Raw genomic sequence first — 18,701 nt, forward strand, 5'->3', positions numbered from 1 at the left:
GTCTTCATGTCGTTCACCCTACGTCCCTATCAGCAGGAAGCCGTGGATGCCACCATCCGCTATTTCCGCCACACGTCGCAACCTGCGGTCATTGTCCTGCCTACCGGAGCCGGTAAAAGCCTGGTGATTGCAGAACTGGCACGGGTCGCACGCGGGCGCGTGCTGGTGCTGGCCCACGTGAAAGAGCTGGTGGCGCAGAACCACAGTAAATATCAGGCATATGGGCTGGAGGCCGATATCTTTGCCGCCGGGCTGCAACGTAAAGAGAGCCATGCCAAGGTGGTGTTTGGTAGCGTGCAGTCAGTAGCACGAAATCTGGCGCAGTTCAGTGCCGAATTTTCGCTGCTGATTATCGACGAATGCCACCGCATCAGCGATGCCGACGACAGCCAGTACCAGCAAATTATCAATCAGCTGCGCCAGCATAACCCGCAGCTCCGGCTGCTGGGCCTGACCGCCACACCGTATCGCCTGGGCAAAGGCTGGATTTATCAGTTCCATTATCACGGCATGGTCAGAGGCGACGAACGCGCCTTCTTTCGCGACTGCATCTATGAGCTACCGCTGCGCTATATGATCAAACACGGCTTTCTGGTGCCGCCTGAGCGGCTGGATATGCCCGTGGTGCAGTATGATTTCAGTCGTTTACAGGCGCAGGAAAACGGCCTGTTCAGCGAGGCGGATCTCAACCGTGAACTGAAACAGCAACAGCGTATTACGCCGCACATTATCCAGCAGATTGTTGAATTTGCCCAACAGCGGGAAGGCGTGATGATTTTCGCCGCCACGGTCGACCATGCGCGTGAAGTGCTCGGATTGCTGCCGGGCAGTAAAGCGCTGATCAGCGCGGGCACGCCGGCTGCCGAGCGTGACGCGCTGATCGCCGCATTTAAAGCACGTGAACTGCGGTATATGGTCAATGTGTCGGTGCTGACGACAGGGTTTGATGCCCCGCATGTTGATCTTATCGCTATTCTGCGCCCCACCGAGTCAGTCAGCCTGTATCAACAAATTGTCGGACGCGGGCTGCGGCTCAGCCCTGGTAAAACAGACTGTCTGATCCTCGACTATGCCGGTAACCCCCACGATATTTTTACCCCGGAAGTCGGTGCGCCCAAGGGTAAAAGTGATAATCAGCCGGTGCAGGTTTTCTGCCCTGGCTGTGGTTTTGCCAATACCTTCTGGGGTAAAACCACTCAGGATGGCACCCTTATCGAACATTTTGGCCGCCGCTGCCAGGGCGTGCTGGAGGATGATGACGGGCTGCGTGAACAGTGTGATTACCGTTTTCGCTTTAAAAACTGCCCACACTGTCATGCTGAAAATGATATTGCCGCACGCCGCTGCCGGGAGTGTGATGCAATCCTTGTTGACCCTGACGATATGCTGAAAGCCGCACTGAAACTGAAAGATGCGCTGGTGCTGCGCTGTGCGGCGATGGTGCTGGAGAGCGGGAGCGACGACCAGGGCGAATGGCTGAAGGTGCGTTACTTCGATGAAGAAGCGACCGAAGTCAGCGAGCGCTTTCGTTTAAAAACCCCGGCGCAGCGCACCGCCTTTGAGCAGCTATTTCTGCGCCCGCATCAACGTGCACCCGGCGTACCGCTGGGCTGGAAGAGCGCTGCCGATATCATTGCGCTTCAGCCGCTGCTGCGTCATCCCGATTTCGTCGTCGCGCGTAAACAGCGCCATTACTGGCAAGTGCGCGAGAAAGTGTTTGATTACCAGGGACGTTTCCGCCGGGCCAACGAATTACGTTAAAACAGACGGATTGCCGCTCCTGCTCTGCTTTCCGACTTAATACATTGCCTGAAAAGGCAAACCCGGGTATAATTCCGCCCGCTTTTAACTGGCTTTGCCGGATAAAAGCTGAACAATCCACCTGTTGCTGGGTCGCCTGTAGCAGGAATAAAACTTGAAGAGACTTAAAAATGTTCACTATTAATGTTGAAGCTCGTAAAGAGCAGGGCAAGGGTGCGAGCCGCCGCCTGCGTTTAGCTAACAAATTCCCAGCCATCATCTATGGCGGAAATGAAGCAGCTGTTGCTATCGAACTGGACCACGACTCTGTTATGAACCTGCAGGCGAAGCCTGGTTTCTACGACGAAGTTCTGACCCTGGTTGTTGATGGCAAAGAAACTAAAGTAAAAGTGCAGGCTGTTCAGCGTCACCCGTTCAAGCCAAAACTGCACCACATCGACTTCGTTCGCGCTTAATCGCCCGTTCGTTTTAGATGTGAAAAAAACGCCGCTTAATGCGGCGTTTTTTTTCGTCTATTTTCCGCTGGTACGGCGCTGCAACTGGTCGCGCAGGTTAGGCGGTGTCCCTTTAATGGTCAGCGTGTCAGTGGTCGGATCCCAGAAGATACGTTCACCTAACAGCATTGCGTCAAAGTTGATCGTCAGCCCGCCGCCGCTGCCGGCAAATTTGGTCAACTGGCGCAGCGTACTGCGGTCTGCCGGGAAGCTCTCTTCCAGCTCGTAACCCTGTTCCTGAGTAAAGGCCTGGAAGGTTTTGTCTCCCAGCGGGGCCAGCTCATTCGACAGGCCTTCCAGTTCAATCTCTTCACCGGATTTAAGCTGCTCGTTGCAATAAGTGGAAACCTGCTGGCGGTAGTTTTGCCGCTCATTTTTATCGAGGCTGGCTTCGGCACAGTAGTCATCCACCGCCTGTAGCAGGCCACGGTTCTGCGCTTTTGTATCCAGGCCCACGCTGGCACCGAGGAAGTCCATAAAGAAATCAGCCACTTTACGCCCCACCCGCCCACGCAGGAAGGTCAGGTAACGAGTCGATTCCGGGTTGGTTTCCCACTCGGTCAGATCGATGCGAGCCACGATATCGGCATGATTGATGTCCAGATAGTGGGTCGTGCTGATATCCAGCTCTTCGTTAACACGCATGCTGTTCTGGCTGTTCAGTACCGCAATCAGCAAATACTCAACCGCCAGATAGCGATAGTGACCGAATAACACCACGCCACCCTCTGCGAACGGATACTTGCTCAGCTCATCGCGCAGGCGTGCACTGGCGGCGCGGCTAAACGCCAGGAAATCATTCTCGCCCTTACGACAGTTGCGTAATGCATCGGCGAGTTCGCTCTCTTCATTAAACAGGCCATAGGCTTTGCTCTTGGCACTGTAAACGCGATGCAGCTCTTCCATCATTGCCGTCACGGGCGCGTTGGACGGTAACAGTGAATCTCGCAGCACCAGCTCCAGCGTCTGTTCGTCACGCTTGATCATCTGGTGAAGGGCAATCTGGGTGATATCCAGACTCATGGTAAACTCTCCTTTAAGCACAGGCGCGTATTCAATCACTGTGCGACTTTACGATCAACTGTCAGAACGATGCACAGTCCATTCGCGCGTCATTACGATAAAAATGCAGAAAAAAGCACGTTCTTACGGTAAGATAGCGCCCTTTAAACCTCAGTATAAAATTGACGTTATGGCACAATCATCCCGCTACAGCAACGAGCGCGTGGAGAAGATCCTCGCAGAAATGGTCCAGGTTCTGGAATCAAACCAGACCCCAACCGATCTTTCCCTGATGGTATTGGGGAATATGGTGACCAACTTACTTAACACCAGCGTGTCACCGGCACAGCGCCAGGCAATGGCACGTTCGTTTGCCGATGCCCTGCAGGCGTCGGTACGCGATGACCAAGCCCACTGATGAGATGATCCTGATTCCGATATGGTAACAAATCGACAGCGCTACCGTGAAAAAGTGTCCCAGATGATTAGCTGGGGGCATTGGTTCGCCCTGTTTAACATCATCTTTGCGCTTATTCTGGGTAGCCGTTACCTGTTTGTCTCCGACTGGCCAGCCTCGCTGGCCGGTCGCATCTACTCATTCAGCAGCTGGATTGGCCATTTCAGCTTTATTGTTTTCGCTGCCTATCTGCTGATTATATTTCCACTGACCTTTGTGGTGATGTCGCAGCGCCTGCTGCGCTTTCTCTCTGCGATTATCGCGACTGCCGGGCTGACGCTGGTTCTGGTGGATAGTGCGGTGTTTTCCCGCTTCCACCTGCACCTGAACCCGGTCGTCTGGGAGCTGGTGGTCAACCCCGACCAAAGTGAGATGGCCCGTGACTGGCAACTGATGTTTATCAGCGTACCGGTCATCTTCCTGGTGGAGATGCTGTTTGCCACCTGGAGCTGGCAGAAACTGCGCAGTCTGAACCGTCGCAGCTTTGGTAAACCCCTGGCCGGGCTGTTTATCAGCGCCTTCTTTGCCAGCCACCTGATGTACATCTGGGCGGATGCCAATTTCTACCGTCCAATCACTATGCAGCGCTCGAACCTGCCGCTCTCTTATCCGATGACCGCGCGACGCTTCCTTGAGAAGCACGGCCTGCTGGATGCTCAGGAATATCAACGCCGCCTGGTACAACAGGGTAACCCTGAAGCCGTGTCAGTCGCTTATCCGCTCAGCGATATCACCTTCAGTGATAAAGGCACGCGTAACAACCTGCTGGTGATTACCGTTGATGGGCTGAATGAAGCCTCGATGGCGAAATCATTGCCCAACCTGACACGTTTTGCCGAAAGTAACGTGCGCTTCAGCCAGCATTTCAGCTCAGGCGCTACGGAAGACAGTGGATTATTTGGCCTGTTCTACGGCATCTCACCAAGCTATATGGATGGCGTGCTGTCATCGCGTATTCCCTCAACGCTGATCACGGCGTTGGGGCAACAGGGCTACCAACTGGGTCTGTTTGCCAGCGACGGTTTCAACTCGCCGCTGTATCGCCAGGCCCTGCTCACCGACTTCTCTTTACCGACATCGCAGAGCCAGTCGAATGCGGATACCACGCGTCAGTGGCAGCGCTGGCTGGACGGACATAAAAACGAAGGGACGCCGTGGTTCTCCTACCTGTCGTTGTCGACATCTGACAGCAGTGATAGCGCCGATAAGCAGAGCGCTCGTCACTACAACCGCGCCGCGGCCAGTGTAGACCAGCAGATCCAGACGGTGCTGACGACCCTGGAACAAAAAGGATTACTGGCGAACACCGTGGTGGTGATCACCGCCCAACACGGCGTGGTGCTGGAAGGCGATACCACGCCGGGAAATCGTGAAATGTTGCAGGTACCTCTGGTAGTTCACTGGCCGCAAACCCCTGCGCAAACCGTCAATAAGTTGACAGATCATCAGGATATAATGACCACCCTGATGCAGCGCCTGCTGCACGTCAACACGCCAGCGGTTGATTACTCGCAGGGCGAGGATCTGTTTGCTGCCCAGCGTCGTCATAACTGGGTTGCCAGCAGCACCCATCATCAGTTGCTGATCACCACGCCGCAGGAGACGCTGGCGCTGGATAACAATGGGGGGTATGCCGCCTGGGATCTGCAGGGCCAGCCGTTGAAAGATCATAAGCCGCAGCTGGCATTGTTGTTACAGGTACTGACTGACGAAAAACGATTTATCGCAAATTAGCTGTATAAATCTAGAGCAGTCAACGCGTTAGCGGCTTGCAATCAGGATGCAGTTGGGTAAGATAGATTCATCCGTCGGCGCGTAGCGCAGCCTGGTAGCGCATCGTCATGGGGTGGCGAGGGTCGAGAGTTCAAATCTCTCCGTGCCGACCAAATTTCCCCCAACGTTTTGTCTAGTGAAGTCCAGACAAGACTATAAAAAACAGAATATACAGTAGGTTGCACAGACCTGCTGTTTTTCTGTTGTCTAGCAAAGTCCACACTGATACAGTGAAATCCAACATTTTTAGGCATATCTTTAGGCATACAATCCATTGTGTCGTCTGAGCCATATGCCTAACCAGTGATTGGAGAATGATATGGCGCGTCAGACAAAGCCCCTTAACAACACCGAAGTCAAAAATTCCAAAGCGACTGAACGTGCCACTATCCTGTATGACGGGGACGGCTTAGAACTACTGGTTAAGCCCGGTGGCTCAAAACTCTGGCGATCCGCTATTACAAACCTTTCACTCGCAAACGCGCCATGATTAGCTTTGGTGCTTACCCTGCTGTATCTCTCTCTGAGGCACGTCAACTTCGTGAAGATGCCCTTCTTCTATTGAGCAAAGATATTGATCCGCAGGAGCATAAAAAACTGAACAGTTGCGGCAAAAAAGTGCCACTGAGAACACTTTTCAAAAGGTCGCTGCCGAATGGTTCAAAACCAAAGAATCAGCGGGGCTGGCAACTCATACGTTAAACGATATCTGGCGATCTATGAGTAAGTATGTGTTCCCACATATTGGCTCTATGCCCATTGCTAATATCACGGCTCAGCAGTTTATCGGAGCGTTAGAGCCAACACATGCTGCCGGAAGACTCGAAACGGTTAAACGTCTAAGCCAGCGTATCAATGAGGTTATGGATTATGCACTCAATTCCGGTCTGGTTTCTGTAAACCCCGCTGCACGAATCGGAAGAACACTCCATAAACCGAAGGTAAAGCACCGCCCAGCCCTACTGTAAGTATCCCGGCAAAACGGCCCATTCACTTTTAGAGATCTTCCGACATACTGAATATGTCCCCTGAGGAGATCGCTATGCGTAAGATCCGATTCACTGAACACCAGATTATCGCCGTTCTGAAGTCCGTCGAAGCCGGACGAACCGTCAAAGATGTCTGCCGTGAGGCCGCGATATCTGAAGCCAGCTATTACAACTGGAAGGCCAAGTATGGCGGGATGGAAGCGGCCGATATTAAAAAGATCAAAGATCTGGAAGACGAGAACCGGCGGCTCAAACAGATGTTTGCCGATCTCAGTCTGGAATGCCGGGCGTTGAAAGATGTTATCGAAAAAAAGCTTTAAAACCAGCGATAAAGCGTGAACTCGTCCGCTATCTGACGGCGCATTTTGCCATGAGTTTACGCCAGGCCTGCAGGACGTTATCGCTGAGCAGGACGGTATATTTTTATCAGCCTGATACCCGGCGTGATGAACCGGTGATCCAGGCGCTGACTGAACTGGCAGAACGCTATCCGCGCTACGGTTTTAAGAAGCTTTTTCAGGTGCTTCGCAGGCACGGTAATGCCTGGAACCATAAACGCGTTCACCGGATTTACTGCCTGCTGAAACTGAATTTTCGTCGTAAGGGTAAACAACGTCTGCCGGTGCGCAACCCGACCCCGCTGGCAACACCGCAAGCGTTAAACCAGAGCTGGTCGATTGATTTTATGCACGATGCACTCGTCTGCGGCAGACGCTTTCGAACCTTCAACGTGGTGGATGATTTTAACCGTGAGGTGCTGGCGATAGAAATCGACCTGAATATTCCAGCTCAGCGTGTCGTCCGGGTACTGGACAGGATAGTAGCAAACCGCGGATATCCTCTGAAGATGCGGATGGATAACGGGCCAGAACTGGTCTCACTGGCACTGGCGCAGTGGGCGGAAGAACACGGGGTGATGCTGGACTTTATCAAACCGGGTAAGCCGACCCAGAATGCCTTTATCGAACGGTTTAACCGGACGTACCGGACAGAAATACTGGATTTTTACCTGTTCAGAACCCTGAATGAAGCACGGGAAATTACAGAGCGCTGGCTGGCTGAATATAACAGTGAGCGACCTCATGAATCCCTGAATAACCTGACGCCGGAAGAATACAGATTGATGGCCGAAAACACGGAAATCTCAAAAAGTGCGTGGAACTAAAGCTGGGATACTTACAGGGTAAGCTGTGCCTTAACGGGAGTGACGCTGTAAGATGGCGTTAACTGTTTAGTTGGGGCGATCTGAGGCGTTAACTGAGCAACCTTATTGGGCACACTGTGAGAGGGTGTTTTCTGTGGCACTGCTTGAGGTGCGTGAATTATGGGTGTTGCCTGTAATGTTGCGGTAGGGCTAACAGAGGGTGTAGCCGTTGGTGCAGGACGTGAAGCCTGTACTTTGGCTGCATTAAGATCGGCATAAGCCTGAGCACGATTAGTCGCCGCCTGTTTCATGGCTGATTCTTCATGACTGCCATTCACGCCCGAACCACTATAGAGTGCTGCATTTCTGTAGCTGCCCTGCGCAGTTGAGTAACCCCGTTCAGCATGGGATACAGCTTCTTCAGCTTGTGCAACATCAGCAGCATGAACAACACCGCCTACCGCCATAACCGCAACAACAATAAGAGTCACTTTCATTTGTTAATTTCCAATACGAATTAAGTTGACGCATTTATACACTCACTCTTTAACTGGAAATTGATGAAGATCAACTAACGTCATCGGGTTGATGGAAGTGATTGTTTTGGATCATAATTTATTGACTAGAAATTTTAAATTTTACGCTGAAGTTAGAAGGCCACTGATAAAGACTGACGGCATTTAGACACCGCTCACGTTGCACACAAGGCTATTAAGGACAATGCCTTGTGTGCTGCATCACAGGTGCAGGGCCAACGGCCCGGTTTGACGGCTATGCGAGATACTTACACGAGGTCCGTTTCATGAGAGCAAGTTTTAGAATACTCTTCGGTATGGGCAATGAGGCGGGCCTGTCTTTAGTACACATCACCACGGGTCGATCGAAAAAATGATTGACCTCTACGAGAAATCATACTGTTGCAGTGTTTTTGAAACCCTTAGCGGGCACCATGTTATGGGGATTCTTCTGAATCCCCTATTGTACATGCAACTCCCTATTTTTCCCTTTGTCCTTCTGGCATGACCAATTTCGCATAAAACCTAATAGCCTATTTGTTATCATTCTTTTTAGAAAAACGCAGGGCCGGGCGAGTAACGCCTCTATAATATAGATAACAAGGATGTACACATGTCTGAAGCAAGAATAGTAGCAAATAGAATCCTGGACGTATTGAGAGGAAGAAAAGAACAATCCGTTTATATTAGATACACCAATAAAATTGGTGAAGTCGCTTTGGATTTTTCAAACGATGTATCAGTGCTGTTATGGGGATATTTCGATATTGATAACAGATATAGAAACCAGTTAGACATCATGAGATTAATGCACAGAGTAAAAAAAGGTGTTGACAACTCCGACTTATCAGCCATATTAAATAAAGTGTTAAGTGTTTTTTTAAAACAGATAAATAAAAACAAAGTAAATTCCACTATAGACAACATGGGAAAGTTGACAGGAAAGATTTTTATAAACATGGCCCTGATAAATGATTTATCCTCGATTTTTACCAATAAATTTGTTGGTAAAATGAGTGTGGGTTTTTTAATGTCAACTCTCTTTTCAATAGGTGGTTCTGTATCGAGAGCAGTTTACGCTTCAGAAAAGCTAAAACAGGTCAATTATGAAGTCTACACGACCCTAAGAAATGCAGGAGACCTTGACTTATTCTACTTTCTTGTTGATGCATATGCTGGACCATTTATAGATGCAATGGCATTAAAACAAAAAAACCCGCCATTTGGGACGAGATTTTAATAATACTATCAGAAAGTTTAATCAAAAAATAAAATCTACCTTTTATTAAACTTAAGGGTTGTTTTTATAGAAAATAAAAAACAACCCAATGCAAAAAATATAATAATAAGATGCCCGGTCACTTCACCATAGTTGAGAGGCGACAGACCACCAACAGAGTAAATATAAAAAAGGGTAGTAACAAAAGAGTAAATAGCAAAAATGATGAAACAAAAGATAAACACCGATAACACACAAAAAAAATAATATAACGATTTCATATTAAGCATTTCCATCCATTGAAATCCTGTTAATAGTGTGCAGATAAGGGCTAATTTCGCGAAAATCTACGTTAAGAGGATAACTGAATCCCTCCAAAATTAACAGATACCTCAGGAAATGGCCCTCCTTTTTGCCGCCCCTTTGTGCATAATCCGACCTTAGCCTTGTCGGGCAACGGCCAGCCAGCGATACCCGTAACCCTCTATCAAACATCCTTTACACTGTTTTTATGCTCTTTTTTTCGTCGGTTCTCTGCCTTTCTCCGTCAGAAAACGTGGCGAAACTCTCAATCTTCATCACTGAAACAAAAATGTCACAGTAATATCATACGCTGTCGCTAGACTTTCATCGCACTGTCAGACAGGGATAACTCAATATGGCTATTATCAAAGCAAAGAACTTCAAAGACGCAGAAGAACTGCTTCATTCAGGTATCAGTAAAGTGGAACTGGCTTATGACATCGGTAGTGACGACTTCTTTCGTCTTGCCAGCCAGTGGTGCGATCGTGGCGCCAAGATCTCCAAAGGCCACGATCACTTCGTTGTCTCACTGAAAAGTTTCGCGATCCCCCCTAATCACTGATTAACGCCTTTATTTTGATATCCAGCCACTAACCTGTTTAAATAAATCATCTTATTTGAACAGGTTAGCGGCTATGACTGCACTGCACCTCCCGTCTTACCCGCCTTTTATTTCACACTGCACCCTGCAACCGCTGGCCGAACATCCCGATATCTATCTGCTGGATGCGCTCTACGATGCCGCGCATTTCACGGAATCCCTGTTTACCACGCTGACTATCCCTGCGCCTGAACACTTACAGCGGGCAGTCAAAAAGCGCCGTGCTGAATATCTGGCCAGCCGCTACTGCCTGCAACAGGCGCTGACAAGCTGGGGTATTCCCTCGTTTTTGCTGCGTAATACCCCCGATCGCGCCCCCATCTGGCCACAAGGTATCAACGGGTCACTGTCGCACACCCACCAGCAGGTCTGCGCACTGTTGACGCGTCGTCAGGATTGGCTGCTGGGCGTTGACTGTGAACGTATTATGACGGCGCAGGTCGCCCATGAGACGCACTCTATGCTGATCACCGCAGCAGAGAAAGCACGCCTGGAACTGAGTGAAGTTCCCTTTACGACGGCGCTGACCGTGGCTTTTTCGCTAAAGGAGAGTCTGTATAAGGCGCTTTACCCGCGGGTGTTGCAGTTTATGGATTTCAGTGCAGCGGAAGTGATTCAGTGCAGTGCCGACTTACAGCACATCAGCCTGCGTCTGACGCAGACAATTTCCGGGGAGATGGTGGTCGGGAGAATTTTTGAGGGAAGAGCCATACTGCAACCCGATCAGGTGATCACCTGGATTATCGGGCCGCAGCAGCGCAGAGATTAACGGGATGCATCGTGATGACGCTGTTGCAGCGACGGCAGATCGTGTAGATCCACACCGTACAGCTCAACCATCGGCATCATTGCCTCAATCACCCGACAGCTGTCTAATGTTGCCATGCCAGAGGGTGCCTGAAAAAATCGCGTGAAGTGCAGCCAGATACCTTTCATCATTTATTCCTCTGTTAACCGCCTGTCGCATCAGGCTTCAAGTGAAGCTTTATTAAACCCGACTTCCCCCGCCAGACAAAATACCCATTTCGCACAGCCTTTACCGATTCCCGGCAAACGTGGGTTAATCCCATTTCCCGACTGATATAAGCCAGATTTGTTGTTTTACAGCAGCGGACCCTCCTTCAATAATTGCCAGCAACTGATACCGTTCAAGGATGCATTATGGCTTACCGACTGAGCTTACTGGATAAAAGCCCCCTGGCTGAAGGCGAAACCGCGGCGGTTGCGCTGGCACGAACCCTGACCCTGGCGCAACGGGCGGAAGAACTGGGTTATCACCGCATCTGGCTGGCAGAACACCACAACACGGCCGCACTGGCCAGCCCGTCACCGGAAGTGCTGATCGCCTGGATCCTCGCCCACACGCGCCACATCCGTGTCGGTTCCGGTGGCGTGATGTTGCAGCACTACAGCCCGTATAAAGTCGCGGAAAACTTCAATTTGCTGGCATCACTGGCCCCTGGCCGCGTCGATTTGGGCGTGGGTAAAGCGCCGGGCGGGCTGCCGCTGTCCACGAAAGCATTACAGCAGGGTGTAAACGCGGAAGAGAAAGGGGATTTTGCCAGCCAGCTGCGCGCGCTGGATCAGTGGCTGAGCGCCTCCCCTGCCCCTGAAGGTGAAGACCAGCTGCTGGCCACGCCGGTACCACCGCGCCCGGCAACTCGTTTTCTGCTGGGTGCCAGCGAAGCCAGCGCTCAGCTGGCCGCCGAGCTGAACTGGCAGTTCGTGTTTGCCGCCCACCTGAATGGCGACAAGCAGGAACTGGACCGCGCCCTGACGGCTTACCGCACACACAGCAAAGGACAATCCGCGCTGCTGGCCGTGCAGGCCATTGTTGCCGATAGCGAAGCCGAAGCCGATCTGTTGGCGGCCGATTTACAGCACTTCCGCGTGCATGTGGATAACGGCCAAAGCGTCACGGTCGGCAATCTGGCCCAGGCCGAGGCCTTTATTCGCCAGTCCGGCGCGAAACAGTACCGGATTGAACCACGTGAATCCGCCGTACTGAAAGGCACCGCCGCACAGGTTCACGCCCATCTGGACGCGCTGCATCAGCGTTTCGGGGTGGAAGAATTCATTATTGATACCCCGATCAGTGCAGGTGTTCCACGCCTGAAATCCCTGCAACTGCTGGCCACCCACCAGCTGGTTGCCGCATAAGGAGCCGGACCATGAGCCACTCTCTTGCACAGCAGCTCGTCGCCTGGCGCCGTGAACTGCACCAGTATCCTGAGCTGTCGAACGAGGAGTTTGCCACCACGGAACGCATCACCGGCTGGCTGAAAGAAGCTGACATTACCCTCCTGCCTTTTGATCTGGCGACAGGCGTCGTGGCCGAAGTCGGTCAGGGTGAGCCGTTGATCGCCCTGCGTGCTGATATCGATGCCCTGCCGATTGAAGAGATCGTCCCGGTCGAATTCCGCTCGCAGCATCAGGGCGTGATGCACGCCTGCGGTCACGATGTGCACACCTCTGTGATTCTGGGTGCCGCAAAACTGCTTAAGGCCCGTGAAAAGAGCCTGCCCGGCCGCGTTCGCCTGCTGTTTCAACCGGCAGAAGAACGCTTTGGTGGCGCGAAAACGCTAATCAAAGCGGGTGCTTTACAGGACGTGGCAGCGATTTTCGGTATGCATAACGCCCCGGAACTGCCGGTCGGTACGTTTGAGACGCGTGGTGGCCCGTTCTACGCCAACGTGGATCGTTTTGACATCGACATTCACGGCAAAGGTGCCCATGCAGCCCGGCCGCAGGAAGGGGTGGATGCGATTGTGATCGCCAGCCAGATCGTCAGCGCCTTACAGACCCTGGTCAGCCGCAGTTACAGCCCGCTGGAATCCGTGGTGGTCAGCGTCACACGCATTGAGGGCGGCAATACCTGGAATGTGTTACCGCAGAAAGTGGTGCTGGAAGGCACAGTACGGACCCATAACGCGGCGATCCGCAGCGAGCTGCCGCAGCGCCTGCGCACGCTTATTGCAGGCATCGCCAGTGGCTTTGGTGCACGTGCCGACCTCAACTGGCATGCCGGCCCGCCGGCATTGATTAATACCGAGTACTGGGCCGAGTTCAGCAAACAGGTGGCTGCCCGTCAGGGTTACGCAGTGCAACATGCCGAACTGCAAATGGGGGGCGAAGATTTTGCCTTCTACCTGCATAACACGCCGGGCACCTTTGTCAGCATCGGCAGCAACAGTGAATTTGGTCTGCATCACCCTGGTTTTAACCCGGATGAAGCCCTGCTGTATCCCGCCGCAGAATACTTTAGCCAGCTGGCTGAAGCGGCGCTGAAGGACATCGCTTAACGGGCTGAGAACGGCCCGATTCATCTGCATTTTCACCATAATAAGAGTCATTCATCATGAAAAAATCATCCGTATTACTGGGCCTGCTCAGCGCGTCTTTGTGGCTTGGCACCACAGCAAATGCAGAAACCGTCAAGATTAACGGGACCGGGATCAGCGTCGAGGCCAATGCCACGCCGGTGCACGCGCCGCTGAATCCGGACGCCGTCAAACTGCTGCCGAAAGATCTTAAGCTGGCCGTACCGGGCAAGTTTACCGTCGCCGTTGCGGCACTGAACTCACCGCCACTGACGCTGTTCTCCGATGACAATAAAACCCTGCAAGGCAGTGAAGTGGATATCGCCCGCCTGGTGGCTGACAGCCTGGGGCTGGAGCTGAACGTGGTACCGACCTCATGGGAGGACTGGCCGCTGGGCGTCAGTTCCGGTAAGTATGACGCCGCCATCACCAACGTGACGGTGACCAAAGCGCGTAAAGAGAAGTTCGATTTCGCCACCTACCGTAAAGACTCCCTCGGTTTCTACGTGAAGTCTGACAGTAAAATCACCTCACTGACCAAAGCCGAAGATATCGCCGGGTTGCGCATTATTGTCGGCTCCGGCACCAACCAGGAAGCGATCCTGCTGGCGTGGGATGCCGAAAATCAGAAGAAAGGTCTGAAACCGTTCACGCCTAACTATGTGAAGGATGATGCTGCGCAAACGCTGGCACTGCAGTCCGGACGCGCCGATGCCTTCTTCGGCCCGAACGTGATCGGTGCATGGAAAGCCGCACTGACCGGAAAAACCAGGCTGGTGGGCAGCGTGGATGGTGGCTGGCCGAAAGCCGCCCATATCGCCGTAACGCTGAAGAAAGGCAACGGGCTGGTGACCGCCGTTAACGCCGCGCTGAATGGCGTGATCAAAGGAGGCGAGTACGACAAGGTGCTGAACCGCTGGGGCGAAGGCATTGAGCGTCTTGACCATTCTGAAATCAACCCGGAAGGCCTGGGCGACTAACGGAGGTCAGCATGAGCCATGAACAGTTCCGCCAACTGTCGCCGGAGGCGCCTGAACTGGCGCCGATTATCGACGGGTTATTTGGTGAGTACAGCGCACGTTACGGCGACTTCTTTGCACGCGATGCCGAAGTCGAACTGACCGAATGGTACCTGTCGCCCCGGGGGATGTTTGTGGTGCTGGAGCGCGACGGGGACATTATTGCGATGGGCGCTTACAAGGCGCTCGATGCCGAAACGGCAGAATTGAAACGCATCTGGACGCGCAGTGACCTGCGCCGCCAGGGGCTGGCGCTGAAGGTGCTGGTGGAGCTGGAGCGCCGCGCCCTGCTGGCGGGTTATCGTCAGGTGTATCTGACCACCGGTTTCCGTCAGCCGGAGGCGGTGCGTCTCTATCTGTCCCACGGTTATCAGCCGCAGTTTGATACCCGCCGTGACCCGGAAGAGTACAGCCTGCCACCGCATGATGGCCGCCTGCGCTTTACCAAGCAGTTGCACCAGAACGTCGATGCAGGAGCCGCCAATGAAACCCAGTGAAACCCTGCGCGTCGTGCCCGCACGCTACCCGCTGCGATTGGTGGGGGCGGTCATCGCGCTGTTTATTCTGGCCGTGGTGATCCAGTCCGTGGCGTTTAATCCACGCTGGGAGTGGTCAGTATTCGCTCAGTGGTTCTTTGCCCCGGCAATCCTGAGTGGTCTGGGCCAGACGCTGCTGCTGACGCTGATCGCCAGCCTGCTGAGTATCCTGCTGGGGGTGGGGCTTGCGCTGGCACGTCTTTCCCCTTCCTGGCTGCTCTCAGGGCTGGCGTTCGGTTATATCTGGCTGTTCCGTTCGCTACCGCTGATTGTGGTACTGATTATTCTCTACAACTTCTCCTATCTGTACGACACGCTCTCACTGGGGATTCCGTTTACCCCGCTGACGCTGGTTGAGTATAAAACCATTGATGTGCTCGGGCAGTTCAGCACCGCGGTGATTGGGCTGACGCTGGTGCAGGCCGCCTATACCGCTGAGATTATTCGTGGCGGGATTTTAGGCGTGGATCAGGGGCAGTTTGAAGCCGCTGCCGCTCTTGGGTTACCGTCATCGCGCCGCACGCTGCGCATTATCCTGCCGCAGGCGCTGCGCTCCATTATTCCTACCGGCTTTAACGAAATCATCAGCCTCGCCAAAGGCACCGCGATGGTTTATGTGCTGGCGATGCCGGAGCTGTTTTACACCATCCAGATGGTTTACAACCGCACGCAGCAGGTGATCCCGCTGCTGATGGTGGCGGCCGTCTGGTATCTGCTGATCACCACGGTGTTATCGGTGTTCCAGCACTATGTGGAACGCTGGCTGGCCCGGGGGGCCACGCGTGAACCCGTTAGCCGCCTCGCCTCTGCGCGTCTGCGCGCCGCCGTTACCCCTGTCAGGAGCTAATCATGTCTGAAGCTATCGATCTGCACAGCGATGCCACTCTCGGTCATATTTCGATTGCCGGGGTGAGTAAAAGTTATGGCCGTTTCAAGGCGCTGGACGATGTGTCGCTGGAGCTACCGCCGGGTTCCGTGACGGTGATCCTCGGCCCTTCCGGATCGGGAAAGTCCACCCTGCTGCGGGCAATCAATCATCTTGAGCGCGTGGATGAAGGTTTTATTCGTATTGATGGCGACTATATTGGCTATCAGCGTAAAGGCAATAAGCTGTATGAGCTGAAGGAAAAAGCGATCCTCAAACAGCGTATCGGCGTGGGCTATGTGTTCCAGAATTTCAATCTGTTCCCTCACCTGACGGTGCTGGAAAACATTATTGAAGCGCCGCTGGCCCATAAGCAACTGTCACGCGCCGATGCCGAAGAACGGGCTTTGCAGCTGCTCGACACGGTCGGTCTGCGCCATAAAGCCGATGCCTGGCCGCGCCATCTTTCTGGCGGGCAGCAACAGCGAGTGGCGATTGCCCGCGCGCTGGCGCTGAATCCGAAGGTGATTCTGTTTGATGAACCCACGTCGGCGCTGGACCCGGAGCTGGTCGGCGAGGTACTCGATACCATTAAGCAGCTGGCGCGTTCCGGCACAACGCTGGTCGTGGTCACGCACGAGATCGGTTTCGCCCGCGAGGTGGCGGATAATGTGGTGTTTATGGTGGAAGGGAAAATTGTGGAGCAAGGCAGCGCCGGGCAGGTGTTGAACCAGCCGCAGCATCCGAGGACCCGTCGTTTTCTGGCGAAGGTGCTGTGATAAGTCAGTATCACCATAGGGTCGGGGTACGCCTCGACCTCATCGGCAACGGGCGAGGCATGCCTCACCCCTACGAAAACCTTTATCTGTCACGGGCGAGGCGTGCCTCACCCCGACGAAAACCTTTACCTGCCACGGGCGAGGCGTGCCTCGCCCCTACGAAAACCTTACCTCGCCCCTAGACTAATGTATCCGTCCTTTTCACGGCATCCAGCGTAGCCTGATCGCGTTCATCCCCTGTCAATTCACTCAGTGTGCCGTCACGCATCTCCAGCAGGCGATCCGCATGCAGGAAATAATGGTCATCATGGCTGATGGCAAACACCGTTTTCCCCAGTGACTGCAACCACGGCAACAGCTCGCGATAGAAGATGCGGCGGAAGTGCGGGTCCTGATCGGCGGCCCACTCGTCAAGCAACAGGATATCGCGCTGCTCTGCCGTCGCCAGCAGCAGCGCAAGGCGCTTGGTCTGCCCCTTCGACAGCTTCAGGTTCAGCACGCGGTTGCCTTCCAGCTTGATTTTATCCTGCATTTTCAGGCGTTCCAGCCAGTTCTGTACCAGCGCCGGGTCAATCGCCTGCCCCTGATCATCAATCAGGCGGTCAAACAGATGCACATCGGTAAACACCGCCGAAAACAGGCGACGATAGCTCTCCATTGAGGACGCTTCCACCACCTGGCCATCCAGCAGAATGTCGCCAGACACCGGCTGATATAACCCGGTCAGCAGCATCGCCAGCGTGGATTTCCCACTGCCGTTACCGCCAATCAGGAACACCAGTTCGCCACGCTTAAGCGTCATGTTCACCGGGCCAACGTGGAAACCGTTATCGCCGTAATGGAACATCAGATTACGCAGTTCCAGCGTCTGCCAGTTTTTCGCCGCCGGAAGCTGCGGGAACTCAGCTTCATAAGGCGCCAGATTAAAGGTGTTCAGCTTGTCGAAGGCTACCTGTGCGGTCAGCAGCGTGGGCAGTGCTCCCACCGCTGAAAGCATCGGCGTGCGCAGGAACAGCAGGGTCAGCGAGTAGGTCGCCGCCACCGCGGTATCGGCCCAGCCAAGGCTGTTCGCCAGGTAAAATGCCAGCCCGATGGCGCCCAGCATCATGATATTCGACCAGTTCACCGCGCTCAGATGGTAAGTATCGGCCCGCACAATATGGTGACGATAGGTCTTTGCATCTTCGCTGTAGACGTTTTCAAAGATCTGCTGCGCGCGCTGACGGTTCAGCGCCAGCTCTTTACGCCCTTCAATAATAATCTGGAAGTCGTGATACAGACGGTCTTCCGTGTCGCGCAGCATCGCCATATGTTGATAAACGCGTGCCACCAGCAGCCAGCCGCCGATAATCGTCACCGCCACCCACACGGAGGTCACCACCATCATTTTCGGTGACAGCCAGACCAGATAGGCCGCAGAGCCGATCGTCAGGATGATCCCCTGAATCAGCTCCGGCAGACGCACAAAAGCAATGGTGATATTACGCACATCACTGGTCAGGCTGGCCAGCAGCTGAGCGTTACCAATCTGCTCAATGCGCTCAACCCGCGTGTCGAGAATACGTTTGATAAATTCGCCGCGCAGACGATAGACGAAATGGTGGCCCAGCATGGTCAGCGCCAGCTGTGAACCCAGCGTAACCGCCATCAACAGCAGCAGCAGTCCGAGAAACTGCGGTAACACCATCACAGAGGAATTAAGGGTGACGATCAGTTCGCGGTTAATGAAAGCAATCAGTCCAATCCCCAGCGCGGCGCTAAGAAGGCTAAGCACGATCACCAGAATAAACGGCCAGCGATACTGCTTATAAACAACGTGAAGCAACTCCATGAATACATCCCGGCAGGTAAAAAGCAGCTTGCAGTTTAATGAGAAGCAAGACGAGATCAATAACAATTCTCATTCGGGAACGTTTACACGCGG

At 53.4% G+C, this 18,701-nt stretch carries 19 protein-coding genes, 1 tRNA gene and 1 pseudogene; 17 read left to right on the forward strand and 4 right to left on the reverse strand.

Going from position 1 to position 18,701, the window contains the following annotated elements; genetic code table 11:
* The first annotated feature begins 6 nt into the window (after nt 1-6).
* Together LJN55_RS15645 and rplY are read left to right on the forward strand one after the other, a co-directional pair.
* Nucleotides 7-1,761, forward strand: coding sequence for a DEAD/DEAH box helicase (locus LJN55_RS15645; RefSeq protein WP_167863611.1), 1,755 nt, complete (start codon nt 7-9; stop codon nt 1,759-1,761).
* Nucleotides 1,762-1,931: 170 nt separating this feature from the next.
* Nucleotides 1,932-2,216, forward strand: a complete 285-nt coding sequence (gene rplY / locus LJN55_RS15650) for a 50S ribosomal protein L25 (protein ID WP_133841448.1) — start codon at nt 1,932-1,934, stop codon at nt 2,214-2,216.
* 57 nt (nt 2,217-2,273) lie between these two features.
* Here the strand turns inward: rplY and yejK are convergent, their stop codons facing one another.
* A complete protein-coding gene (gene yejK / locus LJN55_RS15655; RefSeq protein WP_133841447.1) occupies nt 2,274-3,278 on the reverse strand; it encodes a nucleoid-associated protein YejK in 1,005 nt (334 codons plus the stop codon).
* Nucleotides 3,279-3,447: 169 nt separating this feature from the next.
* Between yejK and LJN55_RS15660 the strand changes: the two genes are divergently transcribed.
* The 6 genes from LJN55_RS15660 (at nt 3,448) to LJN55_RS15680 (ending at nt 7,641) form a co-directional block, all read left to right on the forward strand.
* The gene (locus LJN55_RS15660; RefSeq protein ID WP_133841446.1) at nt 3,448-3,675 is read left to right on the forward strand and encodes a YejL family protein; all 228 of its coding nucleotides are present in this window, start codon (nt 3,448-3,450) and stop codon (nt 3,673-3,675) included.
* 21 nt (nt 3,676-3,696) lie between these two features.
* On the forward strand, nt 3,697-5,448 hold the full coding sequence (gene yejM, locus LJN55_RS15665; protein ID WP_133841445.1) for an LPS biosynthesis-modulating metalloenzyme YejM: 1,752 nt from the start codon (nt 3,697-3,699) through the stop codon (nt 5,446-5,448).
* Nucleotides 5,449-5,523: 75 nt separating this feature from the next.
* Nucleotides 5,524-5,600, forward strand: a tRNA-Pro gene (locus tag LJN55_RS15670).
* Between the two features lie 373 nt (nt 5,601-5,973).
* Entirely contained in the window at nt 5,974-6,189 is a 216-nt protein-coding gene (locus LJN55_RS15675; protein WP_265105960.1) for an integrase arm-type DNA-binding domain-containing protein, read from the forward strand.
* Nucleotides 6,093-6,455, forward strand: a complete 363-nt coding sequence (locus LJN55_RS24055) for a tyrosine-type recombinase/integrase (RefSeq protein WP_407647758.1) — start codon at nt 6,093-6,095, stop codon at nt 6,453-6,455. The genes LJN55_RS15675 and LJN55_RS24055 overlap by 97 nt, the downstream gene beginning before the upstream one ends.
* Before the next feature lie 74 nt (nt 6,456-6,529).
* Nucleotides 6,530-7,641 (forward strand): IS3 family transposase gene (locus tag LJN55_RS15680; RefSeq protein WP_150099640.1). Its coding sequence is split into 2 segments (ribosomal slippage): nt 6,530-6,791 and nt 6,791-7,641, totalling 1,113 coding nucleotides; the frame shifts between segments, so codons are not numbered across the junction.
* A gap of 11 nt (nt 7,642-7,652) precedes the next feature.
* On the opposite strand, the gene LJN55_RS15685 is transcribed toward LJN55_RS15680, so the two are convergent.
* Nucleotides 7,653-8,117, reverse strand: coding sequence for a hypothetical protein (locus LJN55_RS15685; RefSeq protein WP_227534817.1), 465 nt, complete (start codon nt 8,115-8,117; stop codon nt 7,653-7,655).
* A gap of 631 nt (nt 8,118-8,748) precedes the next feature.
* On the opposite strand from LJN55_RS15685, the gene LJN55_RS15690 reads away from it, so the two are divergent.
* The 3 genes from LJN55_RS15690 to LJN55_RS15700 all read left to right on the forward strand — a co-directional run bounded on the left by LJN55_RS15690 (nt 8,749) and on the right by LJN55_RS15700 (nt 11,027).
* Nucleotides 8,749-9,375, forward strand: coding sequence for a hypothetical protein (locus LJN55_RS15690; RefSeq protein ID WP_227534818.1), 627 nt, complete (start codon nt 8,749-8,751; stop codon nt 9,373-9,375).
* A 637-nt stretch (nt 9,376-10,012) separates the two neighbouring features.
* Nucleotides 10,013-10,219: a hypothetical protein gene (locus LJN55_RS15695; protein ID WP_133841443.1), complete on the forward strand. Its 207-nt coding sequence runs from the start codon at nt 10,013-10,015 to the stop codon at nt 10,217-10,219.
* A 73-nt stretch (nt 10,220-10,292) separates the two neighbouring features.
* A complete protein-coding gene (locus tag LJN55_RS15700) occupies nt 10,293-11,027 on the forward strand; it encodes a 4'-phosphopantetheinyl transferase family protein (protein WP_212813071.1) in 735 nt (244 codons plus the stop codon).
* Here the strand turns inward: LJN55_RS15700 and LJN55_RS15705 are convergent.
* Nucleotides 11,024-11,197 (reverse strand): hypothetical protein, encoded by a 174-nt coding sequence (locus LJN55_RS15705; RefSeq protein ID WP_159336299.1) that lies wholly within the window; start codon nt 11,195-11,197, stop codon nt 11,024-11,026. The two genes, LJN55_RS15700 and LJN55_RS15705, sit on opposite strands and share 4 nt — an antisense overlap.
* Before the next feature lie 222 nt (nt 11,198-11,419).
* Between LJN55_RS15705 and LJN55_RS15710 the strand changes: the two genes are divergently transcribed.
* The 6 genes and pseudogenes from LJN55_RS15710 (at nt 11,420) to LJN55_RS15735 (ending at nt 16,777) form a co-directional block, all read left to right on the forward strand.
* Nucleotides 11,420-12,418: an LLM class flavin-dependent oxidoreductase gene (locus LJN55_RS15710; RefSeq protein ID WP_159336298.1), complete on the forward strand. Its 999-nt coding sequence runs from the start codon at nt 11,420-11,422 to the stop codon at nt 12,416-12,418.
* 11 nt (nt 12,419-12,429) lie between these two features.
* The gene (locus tag LJN55_RS15715) at nt 12,430-13,560 is read left to right on the forward strand and encodes a M20 peptidase aminoacylase family protein (protein WP_159336297.1); all 1,131 of its coding nucleotides are present in this window, start codon (nt 12,430-12,432) and stop codon (nt 13,558-13,560) included.
* A gap of 44 nt (nt 13,561-13,604) precedes the next feature.
* Nucleotides 13,605-14,558 (forward strand): annotated as a pseudogene (locus tag LJN55_RS15720) (ABC transporter substrate-binding protein); the annotation flags it as partial.
* 11 nt (nt 14,559-14,569) lie between these two features.
* Nucleotides 14,570-15,094, forward strand: a complete 525-nt coding sequence (locus tag LJN55_RS15725) for a GNAT family N-acetyltransferase (protein WP_227534819.1) — start codon at nt 14,570-14,572, stop codon at nt 15,092-15,094.
* On the forward strand, nt 15,081-15,980 hold the full coding sequence (locus tag LJN55_RS15730) for an amino acid ABC transporter permease (protein ID WP_133841437.1): 900 nt from the start codon (nt 15,081-15,083) through the stop codon (nt 15,978-15,980). Before LJN55_RS15725 ends, LJN55_RS15730 begins: the two co-directional genes overlap by 14 nt.
* A 2-nt stretch (nt 15,981-15,982) precedes the next feature.
* Nucleotides 15,983-16,777 (forward strand): amino acid ABC transporter ATP-binding protein, encoded by a 795-nt coding sequence (locus LJN55_RS15735; RefSeq protein ID WP_133841436.1) that lies wholly within the window; start codon nt 15,983-15,985, stop codon nt 16,775-16,777.
* A gap of 178 nt (nt 16,778-16,955) precedes the next feature.
* On the opposite strand, the gene LJN55_RS15740 is transcribed toward LJN55_RS15735, so the two are convergent.
* Entirely contained in the window at nt 16,956-18,608 is a 1,653-nt protein-coding gene (locus tag LJN55_RS15740; RefSeq protein WP_227534820.1) for a multidrug ABC transporter permease/ATP-binding protein, read from the reverse strand.
* Nucleotides 18,609-18,701: the final 93 nt, after the last annotated feature.

The organism is Erwinia rhapontici (assembly GCF_020683125.1).
Taxonomy (GTDB): domain Bacteria; phylum Pseudomonadota; class Gammaproteobacteria; order Enterobacterales; family Enterobacteriaceae; genus Erwinia; species Erwinia rhapontici.